Source organism: Novosphingobium sp. (genome assembly GCF_027531025.1).
GTDB lineage: Bacteria > Pseudomonadota > Alphaproteobacteria > Sphingomonadales > Sphingomonadaceae > Novosphingobium.
On the sequence record NZ_JAPZQX010000009.1, the window covers coordinates 50,464 to 70,793 of the forward strand.

The 20,330-nt window shown below is 67.1% G+C and carries 22 protein-coding genes; 7 read left to right on the forward strand and 15 right to left on the reverse strand.

Annotated features, from left to right (window positions below; all coding sequences use genetic code 11):
- The first annotated feature begins 42 nt into the window (after window positions 1–42).
- The gene (gene acnA / locus O9281_RS12980; protein ID WP_298186599.1) at window positions 43–2,718 is read left to right on the forward strand and encodes an aconitate hydratase AcnA; all 2,676 of its coding nucleotides are present in this window, start codon (window positions 43–45) and stop codon (window positions 2,716–2,718) included.
- Between the two features lie 257 nt (window positions 2,719–2,975).
- Entirely contained in the window at window positions 2,976–4,217 is a 1,242-nt protein-coding gene (locus O9281_RS12985) for a hypothetical protein (RefSeq protein ID WP_298186601.1), read from the forward strand.
- Window positions 4,218–4,349: 132 nt separating this feature from the next.
- Here the strand turns inward: O9281_RS12985 and ruvB are convergent, their stop codons facing one another.
- Both ruvB and ruvA read right to left on the reverse strand, forming a co-directional pair.
- Window positions 4,350–5,402, reverse strand: coding sequence for a Holliday junction branch migration DNA helicase RuvB (gene ruvB / locus O9281_RS12990; protein ID WP_298186604.1), 1,053 nt, complete (start codon window positions 5,400–5,402; stop codon window positions 4,350–4,352).
- Window positions 5,399–5,998 (reverse strand): Holliday junction branch migration protein RuvA, encoded by a 600-nt coding sequence (gene ruvA / locus O9281_RS12995; RefSeq protein ID WP_298186607.1) that lies wholly within the window; start codon window positions 5,996–5,998, stop codon window positions 5,399–5,401. The genes ruvB and ruvA overlap by 4 nt, the downstream gene beginning before the upstream one ends.
- A 100-nt stretch (window positions 5,999–6,098) precedes the next feature.
- On the opposite strand from ruvA, the gene O9281_RS13000 reads away from it, so the two are divergent.
- Window positions 6,099–6,536: a hypothetical protein gene (locus O9281_RS13000; protein WP_298186609.1), complete on the forward strand. Its 438-nt coding sequence runs from the start codon at window positions 6,099–6,101 to the stop codon at window positions 6,534–6,536.
- Window positions 6,537–6,545: 9 nt separating this feature from the next.
- Here O9281_RS13000 and O9281_RS13005 read toward each other — a convergent pair whose 3' ends face one another.
- From O9281_RS13005 to O9281_RS13035, 7 genes are all read right to left on the reverse strand, one after another.
- Window positions 6,546–6,953 carry a DoxX family protein gene (locus tag O9281_RS13005; RefSeq protein WP_298186610.1) on the reverse strand — a complete coding sequence of 136 codons (408 nt, stop codon included), beginning with the start codon at window positions 6,951–6,953 and terminating at the stop codon, window positions 6,546–6,548.
- 101 nt (window positions 6,954–7,054) lie between these two features.
- A complete protein-coding gene (ruvC, locus tag O9281_RS13010; RefSeq protein WP_298186612.1) occupies window positions 7,055–7,525 on the reverse strand; it encodes a crossover junction endodeoxyribonuclease RuvC in 471 nt (156 codons plus the stop codon).
- 3 nt (window positions 7,526–7,528) lie between these two features.
- The gene (locus O9281_RS13015) at window positions 7,529–8,056 is read right to left on the reverse strand and encodes a hypothetical protein (protein WP_298186614.1); all 528 of its coding nucleotides are present in this window, start codon (window positions 8,054–8,056) and stop codon (window positions 7,529–7,531) included.
- Window positions 8,056–8,799, reverse strand: a complete 744-nt coding sequence (locus O9281_RS13020) for a YebC/PmpR family DNA-binding transcriptional regulator (protein WP_298186617.1) — start codon at window positions 8,797–8,799, stop codon at window positions 8,056–8,058. Before O9281_RS13020 ends, O9281_RS13015 begins: the two co-directional genes overlap by 1 nt.
- Window positions 8,800–8,913: 114 nt before the next feature.
- Window positions 8,914–9,231 carry a heavy metal-binding domain-containing protein gene (locus O9281_RS13025; RefSeq protein ID WP_298186619.1) on the reverse strand — a complete coding sequence of 106 codons (318 nt, stop codon included), beginning with the start codon at window positions 9,229–9,231 and terminating at the stop codon, window positions 8,914–8,916.
- 120 nt (window positions 9,232–9,351) lie between these two features.
- Complete coding sequence (locus tag O9281_RS13030) at window positions 9,352–9,588, reverse strand: DUF2312 domain-containing protein (protein ID WP_298186622.1); 237 nt, start codon at window positions 9,586–9,588, stop codon at window positions 9,352–9,354.
- A gap of 99 nt (window positions 9,589–9,687) precedes the next feature.
- Window positions 9,688–10,023 (reverse strand): DUF1244 domain-containing protein, encoded by a 336-nt coding sequence (locus O9281_RS13035; RefSeq protein WP_298186624.1) that lies wholly within the window; start codon window positions 10,021–10,023, stop codon window positions 9,688–9,690.
- A gap of 65 nt (window positions 10,024–10,088) precedes the next feature.
- Between O9281_RS13035 and pyk the strand changes: the two genes are divergently transcribed.
- On the forward strand, window positions 10,089–11,543 hold the full coding sequence (gene pyk, locus O9281_RS13040) for a pyruvate kinase (RefSeq protein WP_298186626.1): 1,455 nt from the start codon (window positions 10,089–10,091) through the stop codon (window positions 11,541–11,543).
- Window positions 11,544–11,610: 67 nt separating this feature from the next.
- Window positions 11,611–12,639 (forward strand): biotin synthase BioB, encoded by a 1,029-nt coding sequence (gene bioB, locus O9281_RS13045; RefSeq protein WP_298186953.1) that lies wholly within the window; start codon window positions 11,611–11,613, stop codon window positions 12,637–12,639.
- 2 nt (window positions 12,640–12,641) lie between these two features.
- Here the strand turns inward: bioB and O9281_RS13050 are convergent, their stop codons facing one another.
- On the reverse strand, window positions 12,642–14,378 hold the full coding sequence (locus O9281_RS13050; RefSeq protein WP_298186629.1) for a class I adenylate-forming enzyme family protein: 1,737 nt from the start codon (window positions 14,376–14,378) through the stop codon (window positions 12,642–12,644).
- Between the two features lie 45 nt (window positions 14,379–14,423).
- Window positions 14,424–15,098 (reverse strand): YggS family pyridoxal phosphate-dependent enzyme, encoded by a 675-nt coding sequence (locus tag O9281_RS13055; protein WP_298186632.1) that lies wholly within the window; start codon window positions 15,096–15,098, stop codon window positions 14,424–14,426.
- Between O9281_RS13055 and O9281_RS13060 the strand changes: the two genes are divergently transcribed.
- Together O9281_RS13060 and O9281_RS13065 are read left to right on the forward strand one after the other, a co-directional pair.
- Window positions 15,097–15,630, forward strand: a complete 534-nt coding sequence (locus O9281_RS13060) for a thiamine phosphate synthase (protein ID WP_298186635.1) — start codon at window positions 15,097–15,099, stop codon at window positions 15,628–15,630. The two genes, O9281_RS13055 and O9281_RS13060, sit on opposite strands and share 2 nt — an antisense overlap.
- 82 nt (window positions 15,631–15,712) lie before the next feature.
- Window positions 15,713–18,070, forward strand: coding sequence for a DNA translocase FtsK (locus O9281_RS13065; protein WP_298186637.1), 2,358 nt, complete (start codon window positions 15,713–15,715; stop codon window positions 18,068–18,070).
- Window positions 18,071–18,113: 43 nt separating this feature from the next.
- Here the strand turns inward: O9281_RS13065 and O9281_RS13070 are convergent, their stop codons facing one another.
- The 4 genes from O9281_RS13070 to O9281_RS13085 form a co-directional block, all read right to left on the reverse strand.
- Window positions 18,114–18,329 carry a hypothetical protein gene (locus O9281_RS13070; RefSeq protein ID WP_298186640.1) on the reverse strand — a complete coding sequence of 72 codons (216 nt, stop codon included), beginning with the start codon at window positions 18,327–18,329 and terminating at the stop codon, window positions 18,114–18,116.
- A gap of 55 nt (window positions 18,330–18,384) precedes the next feature.
- Window positions 18,385–18,579, reverse strand: a complete 195-nt coding sequence (locus O9281_RS13075; protein ID WP_298186643.1) for a hypothetical protein — start codon at window positions 18,577–18,579, stop codon at window positions 18,385–18,387.
- Between the two features lie 88 nt (window positions 18,580–18,667).
- Window positions 18,668–18,874 carry a cold-shock protein gene (locus tag O9281_RS13080; protein ID WP_298186645.1) on the reverse strand — a complete coding sequence of 69 codons (207 nt, stop codon included), beginning with the start codon at window positions 18,872–18,874 and terminating at the stop codon, window positions 18,668–18,670.
- 189 nt (window positions 18,875–19,063) lie between these two features.
- Window positions 19,064–20,329 (reverse strand): MFS transporter, encoded by a 1,266-nt coding sequence (locus O9281_RS13085; protein WP_298186648.1) that lies wholly within the window; start codon window positions 20,327–20,329, stop codon window positions 19,064–19,066.
- Between the last annotated feature and the right edge of the window lies 1 nt (window position 20,330).

Sequence of the window (20,330 nt, forward strand, 5' to 3'; positions counted from 1 at the left end):
GCGTGCGCGCAGGCGGGCACCACCAACAGGAGTATTTGCGGGATGACCCAGGTCGGACAGGACACGCTCGGCACGCGCAGCACGCTGACCGTCGGCGGCAAGGACTATGCCTATTATTCGCTGAACAAGGCCGCGGCCAAGCTGGGCGACATCTCGCGCCTGCCCTTCAGCATGAAGGTGCTGCTGGAGAACCTGCTGCGCTTCGAGGACGGCGGCTTCACCGTTTCGACCGACCACGTGAAGGCCGTGATCGACTGGCAGAAGAACCCGACCGAATCGACCGAGGAAATCCAGTATCGCCCGGCCCGCGTGCTGCTGCAGGATTTCACCGGCGTGCCCTGCGTGGTGGACCTGGCCGCGATGCGCGATGCCATCGCCAAGCTGGGCGGGGATACTTCGCGGATCAACCCGCTGGTCCCCGTCAACCTGGTGATCGACCACTCGGTGATGGTCGATGAATTCGGCCACCCCAAGGCCTTCCAGGAAAACGTCGAGATCGAATACCACCGCAACATGGAGCGCTATGACTTCCTCAAGTGGGGCTCGAAGTCGCTCAACAACTTCTACGCCGTGCCGCCGGGCACCGGCATCTGCCACCAGGTCAATCTGGAGAACATCGCCAAGACCGTCTGGACCTCGACCGACCAGCACGGCGCGACCGTGGCCTATCCCGACACCTGCGTCGGCACCGACAGCCACACCACCATGATCAACGGCCTGGGCGTGCTGGGCTGGGGCGTCGGCGGGATCGAGGCCGAGGCCGCAATGCTGGGCCAGCCGGTGTCGATGCTGATCCCTGAAGTGGTCGGCTTCAAGCTGACCGGCAAGCTCAGCGAAGGCGTGACCGCGACCGACCTGGTGCTGACCTGCACGAACCTGCTGCGCAAGCACGGCGTGGTTGGCCGCTTCGTCGAATACTATGGCCCGGGCCTCGCCTCGCTGAGCCTGGCGGACCGTGCGACCCTGGCCAACATGGCCCCCGAATATGGCGCGACCTGCGGCTTCTTCGGGATCGACGACAAGACGCTCGATTACCTGCGCCTCACCGGCCGCGAGGAAAGCCAGATCGCCCTGGTCGAAGCCTATGCCAAGGAGCAGGGCTTCTGGCTTGACCCGAACGGGCCGGAGCCGGTGTTCTCCTCGACGCTGGAGCTCGACATGGGCACCGTCGTGCCGTCGCTCGCCGGGCCGAAGCGCCCGCAGGACCGCGTCTCGCTGCCCGATGTCGACGATGTCTTCGCCAAGGACATGGCCGAGACCTACAAGAAGGCCAACACCCGCGTGCCGGTCGAGGGCAAAGACTTCGACATCGGCGATGGCGACGTGATGATCGCGGCGATCACCAGCTGCACCAACACCAGCAACCCCGGCGTGCTGGTCGCCGCCGGCCTCGTTGCCAAGAAGGCCGACGAGCTGGGCCTGAAGCCCAAGCCCTGGGTCAAGACCTCGCTGGCCCCCGGCAGCCAAGTCGTCACCGATTACCTGATCAAGGCCGGGCTGCAGAGCCACCTCGACAATATCGGCTTCAACCTGGTCGGCTATGGCTGCACCACCTGCATCGGCAACTCTGGCCCGCTCGCCGAACCGATCAGCAAGGCGATCAACGAGAACGGGCTGGTTGCCGCCGCCGTCATCTCGGGCAACCGCAACTTCGAAGGCCGCGTCTCGCCCGACGTGCGCGCCAACTTCCTCGCCAGCCCGCCGCTGGTGGTGGCCTATGCGCTCAAGGGCACGGTGATCGACGATTTCGTCACCACGCCAATCGGCACCGGCAAGGACGGGCAGGACGTGTTCCTCAAGGACATCTGGCCGACCAACCTCGAAGTCGCCGAAACCATGAACGCCTGCGTCACGCGCGAGATGTTCCAGGCCCGCTATGCCGACGTCTACAAGGGTGACGAGCACTGGCAGGCGATCAACGTCACGGGTTCGGAAACCTATTCGTGGCGCGCCGGTTCGACCTATGTCGCCAACCCGCCCTACTTCGAAGGCATGACGATGACCCCGGCCCCGGTGCAGGACATCATCGAGGCCAAGCCGCTGCTGATCCTGGGCGATTCGATCACCACCGACCACATAAGCCCGGCCGGCAACATCAAGGCCGACAGTCCGGCAGGCCAGTGGCTGATGGAGCACCAGGTCGCCAAGGCCGACTTCAACTCCTACGGCGCGCGCCGTGGCCACCACGAAGTGATGATGCGCGGCACCTTTGCCAACATCCGCATCAAGAACGAGATGGTCCCCGGCACCGAAGGCGGGTTCAGCCGCTACAATGGCGAAGTGCTGCCGGTCTATGACGTGGCGATGAAGCACAAGGCCGATGGCACGCCGATGGTGGTCGTGGCCGGAAAGGAATACGGCACCGGCTCCAGCCGTGACTGGGCGGCCAAGGGCACCAACCTCCTGGGCGTGCGCGCGGTGATCGTCGAAAGCTTCGAGCGCATCCACCGCTCTAACCTGGTCGGCATGGGCGTGCTACCGCTGCAGTTCAAGGACGGCGAGACCCGCGAGACGCTGGGCCTCGATGGCGATTGCACCTACACGATCAAGGGCGTCGCCAGCCTGACCCCGCGCCAGGATGTGGAAGTGGAAGTCACCCGCAAGGATGGCAGCCAGTTCACCTTCACCGCGCTGTGCCGGATCGATACCGCCAACGAGGTAGAATACTTCATGAACGGCGGCATCCTGCACTACGTGCTGCGCAAGCTGGCCGCCTGATCCTTAGCGACAGGGCTAACGAAAAGGGGCGTCGTCCGGCCGGACGGCGCCCCTTTTGCGTTGCGGGTTCCCCAAACTAGAAGGGCGGCCCGCGAAGGCCGCCCTGTCCCCCCATTTGAACGGTATTCCTTAGCCGGTCAGTGGCCGGTCAGGCCCCCTGCTGCTTGCCCAGGCGGCGACGGCCGACCAGCGCCGCGGCAGCCGCGCCGAACAGCAGCAACATCGGCGGCGCGGGCACCTCGTGACCGCCCGAGGAAGTGCTCGTCGTCGTGGTGTTGCCCGAGGACGAAGTGCTGGTCGTGGTATTGCCCGAGGACGAGGTGCTGGTCGAAGTTGACGAGCTGCCCGAGGTCGACGAACTGGTCGAGGTCGAGGAGCTGCCCGAAGTCGACGAGCTGGTGCTCGACGAGCCCGAGGTGCTCGTGCTGACATTGCCCGAGCTCGAGGTGCTGGTGCTGACATTGCCGGACGACGAGGTCGACGAGCTGGTGCTGACGTTGCCCGAGGTCGAGCTCGACGAGGTCACATTGCCCGACGAGGACGACGAGACGTTGCCCGAAGTCGAGCTCGACGAGCTGGCGTTGTTGCCCGAGCTCGAGCTGACATTGCCCGACGAGGTCGAGCTGGAGCTGGAGCTCGAACTGGTGACACCGCCAGTCGAGGTCGAGACATTGCCCGATGACGTCGAGGTGGAGCTGGAGCTGGTGACACCGCCGGTGCTGGTCGACACGCCGCCGGTCGAGGTCGAGACACCGCCCGTGGAGGTCGAGACACCGCCGGTCGAAGTGGTCGAGCTGGAGGTGATCCCGCCGGTCGTGGTCGTGCTGGTCAGGCCCCCGGTCGAGGTCGACGAGCCGCCGCTCGAAGTGGAGGTCGAACCGCCGGTCGAGGTGAAGCCGCCGGTCGAGGTAGACGAGCTGCCCCCCGAGGTGGACGAGCTGCCCCCCGAGGACGAGGTCGAGGTCGAGCCGCCCGAAGTGGTGGTGGAGACGACCACCGAGCCGCTCGAACCGCCGCTGCCGCCGAAGAACCCGCCGAAGAAGCCGCCGCCAAAGCCGAAGCCGCCCGAACCGCCGATCACGGTCACTTCGCCACCACCGCCCGAGGGGGTCGGCATCGGCGGCAGTTGCGGCAGCATCGGCAGCGCGGCCAGGGCCATCTGCTGCGGTTCCGGCGTGGCGCAGCTGACCGACTTGGTGATCACGCGGCGAATCTTCTTCGTCTGGCGCGGCGCCTGGGCGGTGCGAACCACCTTGCGCTTCATCGGCTTGGCCTGCTTGGCGTGCTTGACGTACTGGACCTGGGCAGCCGGGGCCTCGGCCACGTGCACCGCCCCGCCGCCCACCACGGCACCGCCCGCGGCAATCGCGGACAATTTCACTAGGGCCATCCGAACCGACATAGGCTGCGCTTTCTTCTGCTTCGGGCTGGGGCACGAACCGAACAGCCAATGCTGCCGGATTGCCCCAATAGGCACAGAAACGCAGACGAATTATTAAGCGACAATCGGGTTAACCATGTTTTGCCTGTCCCGCAGCGGGATTCGTACGCGCAGCGACCGGCCCGGACCCGAGCTGTCCCATTCTGGAACCGATTGTCTGCTAACTTCCTAACGAACGCGGGCTTTTCAGCTAGTCGGACAGCGAATCGCCGGCATCGAACAGCCCGGCCTGGCTGCCGCCCAATTGACCCTGGGGTGCCGCCAGACCCAGATGCTGCCAGCCCCGCGCGTTAAGACAACGCCCGCGCGCGGTGCGGGCGATCAGGCCCAGCTGGATCAGGAAGGGTTCGATCACATCCTCGATCGTGTCGCGCGGCTCGCTGAGACCCGCCGCCAGCGTTTCCACTCCCACCGGCCCGCCATTGTAGAGCTCGGCGATCATCGTCAGGTACCGCCGGTCCATCGTATCGAGCCCCAGCGCGTCCACTTCCAGCCGGGTCAGCGCGGCATCGGCCTGGCCCCGGGTGATCGCGGCATGACCCTCGACATGGGCGAAATCGCGCACCCGGCGCAGCAGGCGCCCGGCCACGCGCGGGGTGCCGCGCGCGCGCCGGGCAATCTCGCGCGCGCCATCGGGTTCGATCCCGATCCCCAGCAGTCCGGCCCCGCGCGTCACCACGCGTTCCAGCTCCGCCTCGGTATAGAAATTGAGCCGCACCGGAATGCCGAACCGGTCGCGCAGCGGCGTGGTCAAAAGGCCGGCCCGGGTGGTCGCGCCGACCAGGGTGAAGGGCGGCAGGTCGATCCGCACCGAGCGCGCCGATGGCCCCTCGCCAATGATCAGGTCAAGCGCGCGGTCCTCCATCGCCGGATAGAGCACTTCCTCGACCTGGGGGTTGAGGCGGTGAATCTCGTCGATGAACAGGACGTCGCCCTCTTCCAGATTGGTGAGCAGCGCGGCCAGATCGCCCGCCTTGGCAATCACCGGGCCGGAGGTGGCGCGAAAGCCCACGCCCAGCTCCTTGGCGACGATTTGCGCCAGCGTGGTCTTGCCCAGCCCCGGCGGGCCGAAGAACAGCACGTGATCCATCGCCTCGCGCCGCGATTTCGCGCTTTCGATGAAGACGCGCAGGTTGTCCTTCGCCGCCGCCTGTCCGACGAATTCGGCCAGCGTTTTGGGCCGCAGCGCGGCGTCGGGATCCTCGGGCAGGCGGGCGGAGGAGAGGAGCGGGTTGTCGGTCACCCCGTCGCCCTCTTCAGCGCGACCCGCACCAGGTCATTCAGCCCCGCGCCATCGCCCAGTTCCTCGATCGCGCGGGCGACGGCCTGCGTTGCGATATTGGGCTTGAAGCCCAGGTTCTGGAGCGCCGAAACGGCATCCTGGCTGGCCGATCCGGCCGGCGCGGCAGCGATGGCGGCACCGACGGCAGAGGGAAGCCCCCCCGCCTTGTCCTTCAATTCGTTGACGATCCGGCCCGCCAGCTTCGGCCCCACGCCCTGCGCGCGGGCGACCATCGCCGCATCTCCCCCAGCACACGCGCGCTGGAGTTCGTCAACGGTCAGCGCGGACAGCACTGCCAGCGCCATCTTCGATCCCACCCCCTGCACCCCGGTCAGCAGGCGGAACCATTCGCGCTCCCCGGCCGAGGCAAAGCCGATCAGGCGCATGTCGTTTTCGGAAACCTGCAGTTCGGTATGGACCGTCACCCGGTCCCCCCGCGTGCCCAGCGCATCGAGCGTGCGGGCGCTGCAATGGACGAGGTAGCCGACGCCGTTGACGTCGATCACGGCCCAGTCGGGGCCAAAGTCATCCAGCAGGCCGGAAAGGCGGGCGATCATGCTTTGTTCTATTGGCAGCTTTCGAACGGCAATGCCAGCGGCTTGTGCAATTGCCCCCAGCCGTTAGGCTTGAGGGCCTGACCGGGGGGAGAACGAAATCATGGCCTTCAGCGATTCCGCGGGGAAATTCTGGCAGGTCGACCTGACCAGCCGCCTGGGCGCGCATACCGCCACGCACCAGGGCGCGCTGGCCTGTTTCATCTTTGCGGGCCTCGCCGTGCTGGGCTTCTTCGTGCTGGGCGGGAGCGCGGGGTTCGGCACGCCCGAGGGAATCGCGGTGATGATCGGGGCCGGGCTGGAATTCGTGGTGGCGATGATCGCCGGGCTGCGGCTGCGGACCGGCAAGGGCGCCTATTGGGGCATGGCCACCGCGGTCCTGGCCACGCTGGAGCTGATCGGCAAGATCGTTGCGATCAGCATCGGCGGCATCGTTATGGGCGGGCTGGTGCTGGTCTACCTGGTCAACGGCATTCGCGGAGCCCTGGCGCTGAAACGCGGCCAGGGCTTCGCGGATGACGATTTGGACGTGTTCGGATAGGCACTCCGCCTACTTCGCCCGCCAGCCGTCCACGCTCCACCGCCCCGCGCCATGGGTGGCGAAATGCGCGCCGATGAACACCAGCACGATCGCCGGCCACCAACCGCGATAGGGTTCGGCAAAGTGGACCATGGCCACGGCCACCACGAAGGTTGCCGCCACGGCGAGCCCCGCCCAGCGGGTGAACAGGCCCAGCACCAGCAGCGCACCGCTGATGAACTGTACCCAGACGCCCAGCGGGGCCATCAGGTTCGGAGCGGGAAAGCCGAACTGGGTCATGAAGCCGACGAATTCCTGCATCCGCGCCGGGCTGACGATATTGTCCAGCGTTTCGTGCATCAGGAAGCTGCCGGTCAGCAGCCGCAGGCCAAGCTGGCTGAGATCGCGGCCGTGATCGAGCCCTGAAAGGTTAAGCATGAGAATCCCCCGGTGAAACTGGTTTCAGGCGGAACGATCTGCCGCACGGGACCGGAGGCGTCCAGCGTACCGGTACACCGCCAGCGGCAGGAGGCAGGGGTTCAGGCGCGCAGCAGGTGGGCGTGGGTGATTGCCACGGCCAGGGCATCGGCGGCATCGGCCCCGGTTAGTGCGACCCCCGGCAGCAGCACTTTCAGCATGGCCTGGACCTGGGCCTTTTCCGCCCCGCCGGTGCCGACAATCGCTTTCTTGACCAGCCGCGTGGCATATTCCGCAACCGGCATTCCGGCCCGCGCCAGGGCCAGCAGGCAGACGCCCCGCGCCTGCCCGAGCTTGAGCGTCGATTGCGGATTGGCGTTGACGAAAACTTCCTCCACCGCGCCTCTATCGGGCTGGTAGCGGGCGATGACATCGCTGAGCTCGCGGTCCAGCGTGACCAGCCGTTCGGCCAGCGCCGCTGCGGGATCGGTCCTGACCTGGCCATTGGCGACATGACTCAGCCGATTGCCGCTTTTCGCCACGATCCCCCAGCCGGTGCAGCTGAGCGAGGGATCAAGGCCGATAATCAGCACGGCTCAGAACCAGCCATCGAAGGGTCCGCCTTCGTCTTCGGCACGCGGAAGCGGTGCGCCGACGCGCTCGGCCCACTCGGCCACGTTCGCAACAAGGCTGGCGTTGATCTGGCTCGCGGGGCAATCGATCCGGAAATCCTGGGCCGGATTGCTGTTCGTGATGGTCAGCGCCCCGGCATAGGTCCGGCCCGGCCGGTCGGCCAGCGAGCCGTCCATCCCTTCGAGGAGAATGACCTGCCGCACGCCATCGGACAGCCGGATATGGCGCTGGTGGCCACCGCCCTGGCCGATCACGTGGCCTTCGCGGACCTCGTCCCAGCTCGACTGGGCATTGCCCACCCCTCCCCTGCCCTTCAGCGGCGTGGTGAACAGGATCAGGCGCTGGTCTGCGGTGCCTAGCAGTTCGACCGCCCAGTCATCGTTGCGGCAATCGAATAGGACCTGTGGCGGGGTCGCCGGAACCGCGCTCGCGCTCGACGCCGCGGCGGCACCGGCGATCAGCCAGCGGGCCACGCGGCGCGCGCGCTGCATCAGCCCAGCTGCTCCATCACCGCATCGGGGATTTCGTAATTGCCCCAGACGGTCTGGACGTCATCGTCATCGTCCAGCACGTCGATCAGCTTGAGCAGGGTGCGGGCGGTTTCAACGTCCACTTCGGTCTTGAGGCCGGGCTTCCACGCCAGCTTCACGCCTTCGGCTTCGCCGAGCACCTTTTCGAGTTCGCGCGCGACCGGATGGAGGTTTTCGACCGCGACCCAGATCGCGTGGCTCTCGGCATCGCTTTCAACGTCGTCAGCCCCGGCTTCGAGCGCGGCTTCGAACACCTTGTCGGCATCGCCGGCGCTGCCGGGATATTCGATCAGGCCGAGCCGTTCGAACCCGTGGCTCACCGCGCCCGATGCGCCCAGGTTGCCGCCGTTCTTGGCAAAGGCGGTGCGCACGTTCGTAGCGGTGCGATTGCGGTTGTCGGTCAGCGCCTCGACGATCAGGGCTACGCCGCCGGGGCCATAGCCCTCATACCGCACTTCCTCGTAGTTCTCGGCATCGCCCTTGCTGGCCTTGTCGATCGCCCGCTGGATGTTGTCCTTTGGCATCGACTGGGCGCGCGCGGCATTCACCGCGGCGCGCAGGCGCGGGTTCATGTCGGGATCGGGCATGCCCATCTTGGCCGCAACGGTGATTTCGCGGCTGAGCTTGGAAAACTGCGCGGCGCGCTTCTTATCCTGCGCACCCTTGCGGTGCATGATGTTCTTGAATTTGGAATGGCCTGCCATGGGAAACGCCGTCAGCTAGGAGGTGGAATTGGCCCGCCCCCTAGCCCAGCGACAGCAATCAGACAACCTTGAGTCCCGGTTCTGCCTGACGGCAGTAGCGGCACCGGCCCTGCTTCAGACTACAACAGCCGTGCCCGAAGCGCTGACCATCAGCATCGAGCCGTTGCTGCCCAGCACTTCGTAATCGATATCCACGCCGATCACGGCATTGCCGCCCAGGTTGCGCGCGGTGTCCTGCATTTCCTGCAGCGCCTGCATCCGGGCGCGGGCCAGCACGTCTTCATAGGAGCCGGACCGGCCACCAACGATATCCCGGACGCTGGCGAACAGGTCGCGGAACAGGTTCGCGCCGACGATCACTTCGCCGGTGACGATGCCAAGATACTGCTGGACCGGCCGGCCCTCGACCGTGGAAGTGGTGGTAACGATCATGGGGAAACTCCTTTTCCCGGGGATGGTTAGCCCAAGATAGGGAGTGCCCCGCCGCGATCAACCGGCGCCGGGAGCCAGCGTCAGCCCAGCCCGAGGGCCGTCTTGCCAATGGCGCAGGCGTCAGCCGAGCCCCAAGGCCGCCTTGTAGGTATCGAGGATCGCTTCCATCTCGGCCCGGTCATCGGGCTTCATCTTCCGCAGGCGGACGATCTGACGCATGATCTTCACGTCATAGCCCACGGCCTTGGCTTCGGCGTAGACGTCGCGGATATCGTCGGTGATGCCCTTCTTTTCTTCTTCCAGGCGCTCGACGCGTTCGATCAGCAGGCGCAGGCGGTCATCGGTGGCGTTGGCCATGGGGAAACTCCGGTAAGCGGGTGAATCGGTTGGCCACGCGGTTAGCGGTGCGAACAGATTCGGGCAAAGCGCTGCCTGTGGAAATCAGTGGGCTGCCGCTCAGTGAGCGGGCGCGTTCTTCTTCAGGCTCGCTTCCATCCGGGCGAGCTGCTCCGCCGTTGCCTCGGTCTGGAAGCGGGCCTTCCACTCGGCGGAAGGCATGCCATGGATCACTTCGCGCGCGGCCTCCTTGTCGAGGGGGGCACCGGCCTCGCGAATCCAGTCGGCCAGGCAATTGCGGCAGAAGCCCGCCAGCCCCATCAGCTCGATGTTCTGGGCATCGTGCCGGTGGCGCAGGTGGCGCACCATGCGGCGGAACGCGGCAGCGGCCACGGCATCGTCCAGCGCATCCAGCGGATCGCCAGCGTCTACATTCGTATTTTCAGAGCAGCTCATCGGGACAGTCCTTGGTCTTTCGCACCGCCTTTGCCATAGGCAGGCTGACCTGAGGAAGGAAAACAATGGCGAAGTTCGATCCGCGCGGCCGCAAGATCAAGATCCTGGCAACGCTGGGGCCAGCCAGCCGCAGCCCGGAAATGATCGAGAAGCTGCTGCTGGCCGGGGCCGACGCGTTCCGCGTCAACATGAGCCACGGCGATCACGAAACTCACCGCGAAACCATCGCCGCGATCCGCGCGGTCGAAAAGGATGTGGGCCGCCCGGTGGCGATCCTGTGCGACCTGCAGGGGCCGAAGCTGCGCGTCGGCCAGTTCAAGGGCGGCAAGGCGGTGATCCGCCATTCCGGCCACTTCACCTTCGACCGCAATCCCGAACCGGGCGATGATAGCCGCGTCTGCCTGCCCCACCCGGAACTGTTCGGCGTGCTGCGCAAGGGCCAGCGCCTGCTGATCGACGATGGCAAGCTGCGACTGAAGGTGATCGAGGCCAGCCAGGACGCGATCCTCTGTTCGGCCGAGGTCGGCGGGGTGATCATGGACCGCAAGGGCGTGAACGTGCCCGATGCCGTGGTACCGGTGCCGGCCATGACCGAGAAGGACCGCCGCGACCTTGCCTTCGCGGTGGAGAACGGGGCCGACTGGATCGCCCTGTCCTTCGTCCAGCGGCCCGAGGACGTGGCCGAGGCTCGCCGCCTGATGGGCGGCTATGGCGCGCTGATGGCCAAGATCGAAAAGCCCGCCGCGGTCGACCGGCTGGAAGAGATCATCGAACTGGCCGACGGGATCATGGTCGCGCGCGGTGACCTGGGCGTCGAACTCAACCCCGAGGAAGTGCCGCCGATCCAGAAGCGGATCGTTGCCGCCACCCGCCGCAGCGGCAAGCCGGTGGTCGTGGCCACGCAAATGCTCGAATCGATGATCGAAAGCCCGGCCCCAACCCGCGCCGAAGTGTCGGACGTGGCCAACGCGGTCTATGACGGGGCCGATGCCGTGATGCTCTCGGCTGAAACGGCCAGCGGGGCCTGGCCGGTCGAAGCCGTCACCATCATGCACCGCATCGCGGGCCAGGTGGAACGCGATCCGGGCTATCGCCAGCAGGTCAGCTTTGCCGAAATCCTGCCCGATCGCACCACGGCTGACGCGCTGGCCCATTCCTGCGCCTCGATCGCGGAATCGCTCCCCATCGCGGGGGTGATCGTCTTCACCGGCTCGGGCAGCACCGCCCGCCGCGTGGCCCGCGAGCGGCCGGCCGCGCCGATGCTGGTGCTGACCCCGGCGCAGAAGACCGCCCGGCGCATGGCGCTGCTGTGGGGCGCCCATGCCGTGACCACCAAGGACATCGGCAGCTTCGAGGAGATGATTGCCAAGGGCAAGCGGATGGCACTGCGCCACGGCTTCGGCAGCGCGGGATCGAAGCTGATCGCGCTGGCCGGAGTGCCGTTCGGCACGCCGGGTTCGACCAACCTGCTCCACGTGGTGACCCTCCAGGGCGACGAACTGGACCGGCACAAGGGCTAGGTCGCACGCGAGGCTCCTCTTGCCATCGGGGCGGGTGCGGCTAAGGACCGCGGCCCCACGATGGAGAATACCCTTGCGCACCGACTGGACCCGCGACGAAATCGACGCACTGTTTGACCTGCCCTTTACCGAGCTGCTGTTCCAGGCCGCGACCACGCATCGCGCCCACCACGCCCCGGACGAGGTGCAGCTGTGCACGCTGCTGTCGATCAAGACCGGCGGCTGCCCGGAAGACTGCGGCTATTGCAGCCAGTCGATCTATGCCGACAGCGGGGTGGCCGCGACCAAGCTGATGGACGTGCGCGCGGTGCTGCAATCGGCCGCCCAGGCGCGCGATGCCGGTTCGCAGCGGTTCTGCATGGGCGCCGCCTGGCGCAACCCCAAGGACCGCGACATGCCCGCGATCGTCGAGATCGTGAAAGGCGTGCGGGCGATGGGCATGGAAACCTGCATGACGCTGGGTATGCTGACCCCCGCCCAGGCCGCGATGCTGGCCGAGGCCGGGCTGGATTATTACAACCACAACATCGACACCTCGCCCGAGCTCTATGGCGAGATCATCACCACCCGCACGCTGGAAGACCGGCTGGAAACGCTGGACCATGTCCGCGCCGCCGGGATCAACGTCTGTTCGGGCGGGATCGTCGGCATGGGCGAAACCCGGGCCGACCGGGTGGGCTTCATCCACACCCTCGCCACTCTGCCGCGCCACCCGGAATCGGTGCCGATCAACGCGCTGGTGCCGATCAAGGGCACGGTGCTGGGCAACATGTTGGCCGATACGCCGCTGGCGCGGATCGATGACATCGAATTCGTCCGGACCGTGGCGGTTGCCCGGATCACCATGCCGCAATCGATGGTCCGCCTTTCCGCCGGGCGCGAGAGCATGAGCGAGGCGACCCAGGCGCTTTGCTTCCTCGCCGGGGCCAACTCGATCTTCACCGGCGACCGGCTGCTGACCGCCGCCAATGCCGGGGACGATGCCGACGCCGCGCTGTTCGCTCGGCTGGGGCTGAAGGCCCTGACCGGCGAAGAACCGCTGCGCGCGGCCCGGGCCTGTGGTTCCTCCCCCGCCGAACTGGCCACCGCCGACTGAGATCAGTCGAACAGCGCCTTGAGGTCCTTCTTCAGGATCTTGCCGTTGGCGTTGCGCGGCAGGGTTTCGGGCAGGAACAGGATCCGCACCGGCACCTTGAACGCGGCGAGGCGTTCGCGGACCCAGTCCTGCAATTCGGCCTCGGTTGCAGACTGGCCCGGGGTCAGGTGGACCACGGCGGCCGGTTCCTCGCCCAGGGTGCGGTGGGGAATGCCGACCACGGCCGCGTCCATCACCGCCGGGTGGTCGTAGAGCACGTTCTCCACCTCGGACGAATAGATGTTCTCGCCCCCGCGGATCACGATGTCCTTGGCCCGGTCGGCGATAAAGCAGAAGCCTTCCTCGTCCAGCCAGGCCAGGTCCCCGGTGCGGACCCAGCCATCGATGAATGTCGCGGCGGTGGCTTCCGGATTGTGCCAGTAGCCTTTCACGATCATCGGCCCGGCGGCGTAAAGTTCACCGATCTGGCCCGGGGGCAGTTCGCGGCCCGCATCGTCCAGCACCTTCAGCTGGGCAACCGCCACTGGCGGGCCGCAGCTGGTCGGCCGGTTGAGATAGTCTTCGCCCGAATGGGTCGTGACCGTGGCGGTGGTCTCAGTCATCCCCCAGCCATTGCCGGGCAGCGCGCCAAACACCTCGCGGATCTTGCGGACCAGTTCGGGGGCGGAAGGCGCGCCGCCATAGCCGATCGCCTCGATCGAGGAGAGGTCGTACTTGCTCCGCTCCGGGTGCTCGATCAGCTGCCAGGCGATGGTCGGCACCCCGCCGGTCGAATTGACCTTTTCGCGCTCGATGATCTGGAAGGCCCGGACCGGATCCCACTTGTACATGAAGATCATGGTGTGGCCCGCCGCGATCGCGCCCATCAGCGTGGCCGAACAGGCGGTGGCGTGGAACAGCGGGATGACCGTCAGCAGCACCTTGCGAGCCGGATCGGGCAAGGCTTCGCCCCGGCGCAGAACCTGCCGCGCGGCCGCATAGCCAGTCGACAGGATGTTGGTGAGGAAGTTGCGGTGCGTGCCCAGCGCCCCCTTGGGATTGCCGGTGGTGCCGGACGTATAGAGAATCGTCGCGTCATCGTCCGGAGCGAGTTCGACGTCGGGCAGGTCCTGGTCAGGCAGGCCGGACCAGGCCGCAGAAGGCCCGATCACGCTTTCCAAGGCCACTACCCCGACGGGCAGGTCATCCCGGCGCGAGGCGATGATGTGGGCCAGGCCCGGCAGTTCGGCGCGGTGCGGCTGGATCCGGTCCAGCCGCTCGCCATCGCAGACCAGCACCTTGGCGCCCGAGTGCGACAGGCCATAGGCCAGCTCGTGCCCGGTCCACCAGGCGTTGAGCGGCACGCAGATCGCGCCGATCGAAACAGCGGCGAAGAACACCACCGGCCATTCGGGCAGGTTGCGCATGGCCAGCGCCACCCGGTCACCCTTCTGCACCCCCAGCGACTGGAGGTGCCGGGGAAAGGCGGACACCGCACGGAACCAGGCCTCATAGGAGACCCGCTCATCCTCATAGATCAGGAAGGTGTGATCGCCGTGGCTGCGGCCCAGCCGGGCCAGAATGGCAAGGTTGGCGGGGGCATTCTTCCAGACCCGGGTGGGCACACCGCGAATGGGGATCGTCTCGTATTCGAAGCGCGCGCCCGGCGCGCACAGGATCGCCTCGCACTCGGCCAGGCTGCGCGCGGGCCAGCCGGCCGGAATCCATTCGCGGAAACTGTCGCTCGATACCTCGGTCATGATCCTCCCTGACGGTCGTTCGGCCGCCCTGAAGGACAGGCTAGGTCAGCCGCGCGCGCCGAACAAGGCGGAACCGACGCGGATGTGAGTGGCCCCCAGCATGATCGCCGTTTCGAAGTCATCGCTCATCCCCATCGACCGGCCGGCCAGGCCATGGTCGGCGGCCAGCTTGTCGGTGAGGGCAAAGAACGGGGCGGGTTCGATCCCCAGCGGCGGCACGCACATCAGCCCGATCACCGGAATCTGCGCCGCGCGGGCCTCGGCCAGCAAGGCGGGCAGATCGGCAATCGCGCAGCCGCCCTTCTGCTCTTCCGCGCCGATATTGACCTGGACGAAGCACGGCACCTGCCGCCCGGCCTTGTCCATCGCCTTGCCCAGCGCAGAGACCAGCGAGGGCCGGTCTAGCGAATGAATGCAATCGAACAGCGCAACCGCGTCTTCCGCCTTGTTCGACTGGAGCTGGCCAACCAGATGCAGTTCGATCCCCGGATGGGCCGCGCGCAGGGCGGGCCACTTTTCGGCGGCTTCCTGCACCCGGTTTTCGCCGAACACGCGCTGCCCGGCGGCAATGAGGGGCGCGATCCGCTCGGCCGGATGGGTCTTGCTGACGGCCACCAGCGTGATCTCCTCCACCTTGCGCCCGGCAATCCGGGCGGCGCGGGCGATACGGTCGGCAATGTCGGACAGGAGCGCGGCTGGATCGGAAGCTGGATAGGTCATGGCGCGGTGCTATAGCGGCCCGGTGCCACGAAAGAAGCCCCTCCCGCATATCTGGCTGCTGAGCGACGCGCGCAACGATGCGGCGCTGGAACGCGCCATCAAGCGGCTGCCGCGCGGCAGTGGTTTCGTGTTCCGCCACTATCACCTGCCGGAGGGCGCGCGGCGGGCGCGGTTCGATCGGCTGGCGCGGCTGGCCCGCGCGCGCGGGATCGCGGTCGTGCTGGCGGGAAGCGCGGCGCAGGCGCGGCGCTGGGGCGCGGACGGATCCTATGGCCCGCATGGCGATGCCACCCTGGCTACGGCCCATTCCCTGCGCGAGCTGCGCCGCGCCTGCCGGGCCGCCGCCGTGCTGCTTTCGCCAGTCTTCCCGACCCGTTCGCACCCCGGCGGCAAGGCGCTCGGCCCGTTGCGCTTCCGCCTGCTGGCGGCGCATGCGCCGGTGCCGGTGATCGCGCTCGGCGGCATGAACGCCCGTACCGCCCGGCGGCTGCGCTGGCCGCGCTGGGCCGGGATCGACGCCTTTTTGCGATGAGGCGAATCCAAGGATTCTCAAGGATTCTTGACGGGGAGTCACCCAAAGGCGCATGATGCGCGCCGTTACGAAGGGGATCACCATGGCAAGTCGGGCAGTCAGCGCTGGGAGCCGCGGCGTGCAGGTCAACTGGCGCGCCACGTTGCGCCGTGCCGCGCGCCGGGCCGCCGAGATCGGCGGGGCCGGGCTGCTGCTGGCGGGCATGGTGTTCCTGGCCCTGGCGCTGGTCTCCTATCACCAGACCGATCCTTCGGCCTCGACCGCTGCCGGCGGCACTGTCGCCAACTGGATGGGCTGGCCGGGGGCCTGGGTGGCGGAACGGGCGCTGTTCCTGTTCGGCCCGGTCTCGGTGCTGTTCCTCCCGCTGCTCTATGTCGGCGCGCGCAAGCTGTGGCGGCTGGTCGAGGAAGAGGACGAGGACCTGCCCCACGCCAACCACGCCTGGTGGCGACCGATCGGCGTGCTGCTGTTCGCGATGGCCCTGCTGGCGACCGTACTCGCACTGGTCTTTACCGGCCCGCGCGGCTCGCTGCCCGCCGGGATGGGCGGCATTTCCGGCCTGCTGGGCGCGCGCGCGATCGAGGCCCTGGCCGCCCTGTTGCCCGAGGCCGGCCGCTTCTGGGCGATCCTGGGCGCGGGGCTGGCTTGCCTCGCGGGCGGATCGGTGCTGGCCGCGCGGGTCTTTGCGCTCGATTGGGGCAGCCTGTTCACCCTGCCCGGCTTCCTGCGCCGCAACCCCCGCATAGCCATCGAGGATGGTACCCGGATCAGCGTGAAGCCCGCCGCCAAGGCCGGTGCCGAACCGCGCGCCAGTGCCGCGATCTCCGCCGATGGCCCGCGCAAGCCGCCGGTAATCACCGATCCGACGCGCCCGGCCAAGCCCGCCCAGCTGGCGACTTCCGGCAAGCAGGGCGACCTGTTCGACAGCTTTGAACTGCCCGCGCTCGACCTGCTCAACGATCCGCCGCCCCACACCCAGCAGAAGATCGACAAGCTGGCGCTGGAACGCAACGCCCGCCTGCTCGAAACCGTGCTCGACGATTTCAATGTGAAGGGCGAGATTACCGCCGTGCGCACCGGCCCGGTGGTGACGATGTACGAGCTGGAACCGGCTCCCGGCATCAAGGCCAGCCGCGTGATCGGCCTGGCCGACGATATCGCCCGCAACATGAGCGCGATCTCCGCCCGCGTCTCGTCGATCCCCGGCCGCACGGTAATGGGCATCGAACTGCCTAATGCCGACCGGCAGATGGTCAGCTTCAAGGAAATGGTCGCGAGCGAGGCCTTTGCCGGGTCAAAGGGCATGCTGCCGATCATTCTGGGCAAGGATATCGCCGGTGAGCCGGTCGTGGCGGACCTTGCCACCATGCCGCACCTGCTGGTGGCGGGCACCACCGGTTCGGGCAAGTCGGTCGGGCTCAACACGATCCTGCTCTCGCTGCTCTATCGCCTGACCCCGGCGCAGTGCCGCCTGATCCTGGTCGATCCCAAGGTGCTGGAACTGAAGTCCTACGACGATATCCCGCACCTGCTCTCCCCCGTCGTCACCGAACCGGCCAAGGCGGTCCGCGCGCTGAAGTGGGCGGTCGAGGAGATGGAGCGGCGCTATCGCATGATGAGCGAGCTGTCGGTGCGCAACCTGGCGGGCTTCAACGACAAGGTGAAGACCGCGATCGCCAAGGGCAAGCCGCTGGGCCGCCGGATCCAGATCGGGTTCGATCCCGAAACCGGCGAGGAACTGTTCGAGGAGCACCAGCTCGATTACCCGGTGCTGCCGCAGATCGTGGTGATTGTCGACGAGCTGGCCGACCTGATGGTCACGGTCGGCAAGGAAGTCGAAGTGCTGATCCAGCGCCTCAGCCAGAAGAGCCGCGCGGCGGGCATCCACCTGATCATGGCGACGCAGCGCCCCTCGGTCGATGTCATCACCGGGGTGATCAAGGCCAACCTGCCGACCCGCATCTCGTTCGCGGTGACCAGCCGGATCGACAGCCGCACGATCCTGGGTGAACAGGGCGCCGAGCAGCTGCTGGGCAAGGGCGACATGCTCTACAAGCCCAACACCGATCCGATCCGCCGCGTCCACGGGCCCTTCGTCAGCGACGAGGAAGTGGAACGGATCGCCGATTTCTGGCGCGCCCAGGGCAAGCCGGAATATGTCGACAGCGTTACCGAGGAACCGGAAGACGGCGGCTTCGGCTTCGACGATCTCGATGCGACCGCATCGGACAGCCCGGAAGAGCGCAAGTATCGCCAGGCCTGCCAGATCGTGTTCGAAAGCCAGAAGGCCTCGGCCTCATGGCTCCAGCGCCAGATGGGCGTGGGTTACAACACGGCGGCCAAGTGGGTGGAGCGGATGGAGGCAGACGGCTTCGTCGGTCCGGCCAACCATGTCGGCCGGCGCGATATCTATCGCGACCGGGATGGCAATCCGCTCTGACGAGCAGGACGATGGCAACCCGCTGTAACGCGGGCTGACGGGCTCAGTCCTTGCCCATCTCGTATTGTCCGGCCACGGCCTTGAAGTGATCGCGCGCATGGGCCTTGGCGGCTGCGGCGGTCTTGAAGGCTTCATCCTGCATCACCGCGGTGACGATCGGATAGCCTTGCGAATTGTAGCGGGTGTCACGCACGGTCAGGCGGAAGTCGCCCCCGGCATCGCGTTTGATCAGGAACGGACGGACGGGATCATAGGACATGTGGGGCACTCCGCTGGGGCAGGCCCTGGTCTGGCCCGCCAGTAAAAGGGGGCAGTCAGTTCGTGATGGCGGCTCGCTCGGCCTCGCGCTTGTCGCGTTCGGCGGCCACGCGGATCGCCTTGTCGGCCATCGCCTGCCAGCTGGCCTGGGCACGGATCAGCACTTCGCGCCGGTTGGGCAGCAGGGCATCACCGGCTTCGCGCGCGCACTTGGCAGCCTGATCGAGGTAGAATTGCGTCGATACGCTCATGGCTCGATCCTTGTGCGTGGAGATTGCCCCGCTCGCGGGGCGATCCTGCCGGTGGGCCGAAAGGCGCCACCGGCAGGCTCAGACCCGGTCAGGCTGCTTCGAGATTGACGGCCGAGGTCTTGCCCCGGCGGTCGGTCTCCAGCTCGTACTTCACGCGCTGATCCTTGTTCAGCGTGCTCATCCCGGCGCGTTCAACGGCCGAGATGTGGACGAAGCTGTCAGCTTCGCCGGTGTCCGGCTGGATGAAGCCATAGCCCTTGTCGGCATTGAAAAACTTTACGGTACCTACAAACATGATGCGTTCCCTTCACGAAACCGCGTGGACCTGCGAACAACGTGTCCGCAGAGCAAAGTGGCGTGTAAAGGGAGTTGGGGCGTTTGGGCCGAAAGTCCCGTCGCAGGCGACGTTAGCCCACCCCCCTTGGACCCTTTTCGGCGAAATAGCAAACTTTCCCGCTCGACCGTGCCGGGCGGGGGGGCGGTGTCAGTCGGCCAGATCGCGCGGACTGCGCATGGCGAGGAAGATGAACAGCACCGCCAGCAGGGCAAAGGCATCGGCCCCCAACAGCGGCAGCGTCCAGCTGCGGGCCGAGCCATTGGCAAGCAGCCATTCGCTGGCCAGACCGATCGCCAGCGCCCCGCCGCCGATCGCGAAAATGTTGAGCACCAGCATGTTGAGACCGGTCGAGGTGGCCTTGAGCCGGGGTGGCAGCAGTTCCTCGATGATCGCAAAGATCGGGCCATAGATCACGGTCATGAACAGGATCGACCCGGCCATGCCCAGCAGGAACAGCGGCGTGCCGCCCGGCACCAGCCGGTACAGCACCAGCAGCGGAGCCAGGATCAGCAGCAGGACGAACATGGTGACCGCCCGGTCCAGCCCGTGGCGGCGCTTGGCCCAGTCGCCCAGCAGCCCGGCCCCGAACGTGCCCGCCAGGCCGAAGATCACGAACATCAACCCGTAAAGCTGCGCGGCGGGACCGGCGGCATAGCCCTTCTCGGAGGTCAGCCAGAGCTGCACGAAGGGGCTGGTCGCGGTGTGGAAATGGGCAAAGATGATCGCCAGCGAAGCCCACAGGGCGCGCGGCCTGGCCCGGAATACCTCTGCCAGCGCGGAGAGATTGCCGGCCAGCGTCGGCCGGTGCGACAGGTCGGGCGGATCGTCCTTCAGCCGCACCAGCACGGCCAGCGCCACCAGGCCAAGCGCGCCCATGGCGATGAAGGTCCAGCGCCAACCGATCAGCGGGCCGAGCTGGCCCGCGATCAGGAAGCCCCCGCCGATCCCCAGCGGGATCCCGGCAAAGAACAGGCCCAGTGCCGCCGCCTTGTGGCGTTCGCTGACCCGGGCCAGGATGATGTTGCTGGCGGTCGGCACCAGCGTGGCCTCACCCGCGGCGACGAAGGGCCGCGCGGCCAGCATGGTCCAGAAGCCCTGCGCGAGGCCGGCCAGCGCGGTGAACAGGCTCCACACGCCAAGCCCCGCCGACAGCACCCTTACCCGGCCCAGCCGGTCGGCCAGCACCCCGGCATAGAGCGCGGCAAAGGCATAAACGCCGCTGAAGGCCAGGCCCGCGATCAGCGCGAACTGGCTGCGACTGAGCTCCAGATCGTGCATGATGTCGGTGGCAAAGGCGGCCACCAGTTGGCGATCGATCTGGTTGATGATGTGGAGGGTCAGCAGGAACAGCAGCAGACCCACCGGCACCGCGCGATCCTGTCCTTCCCCCGGTTGGCCCGCCCGATCCACCATG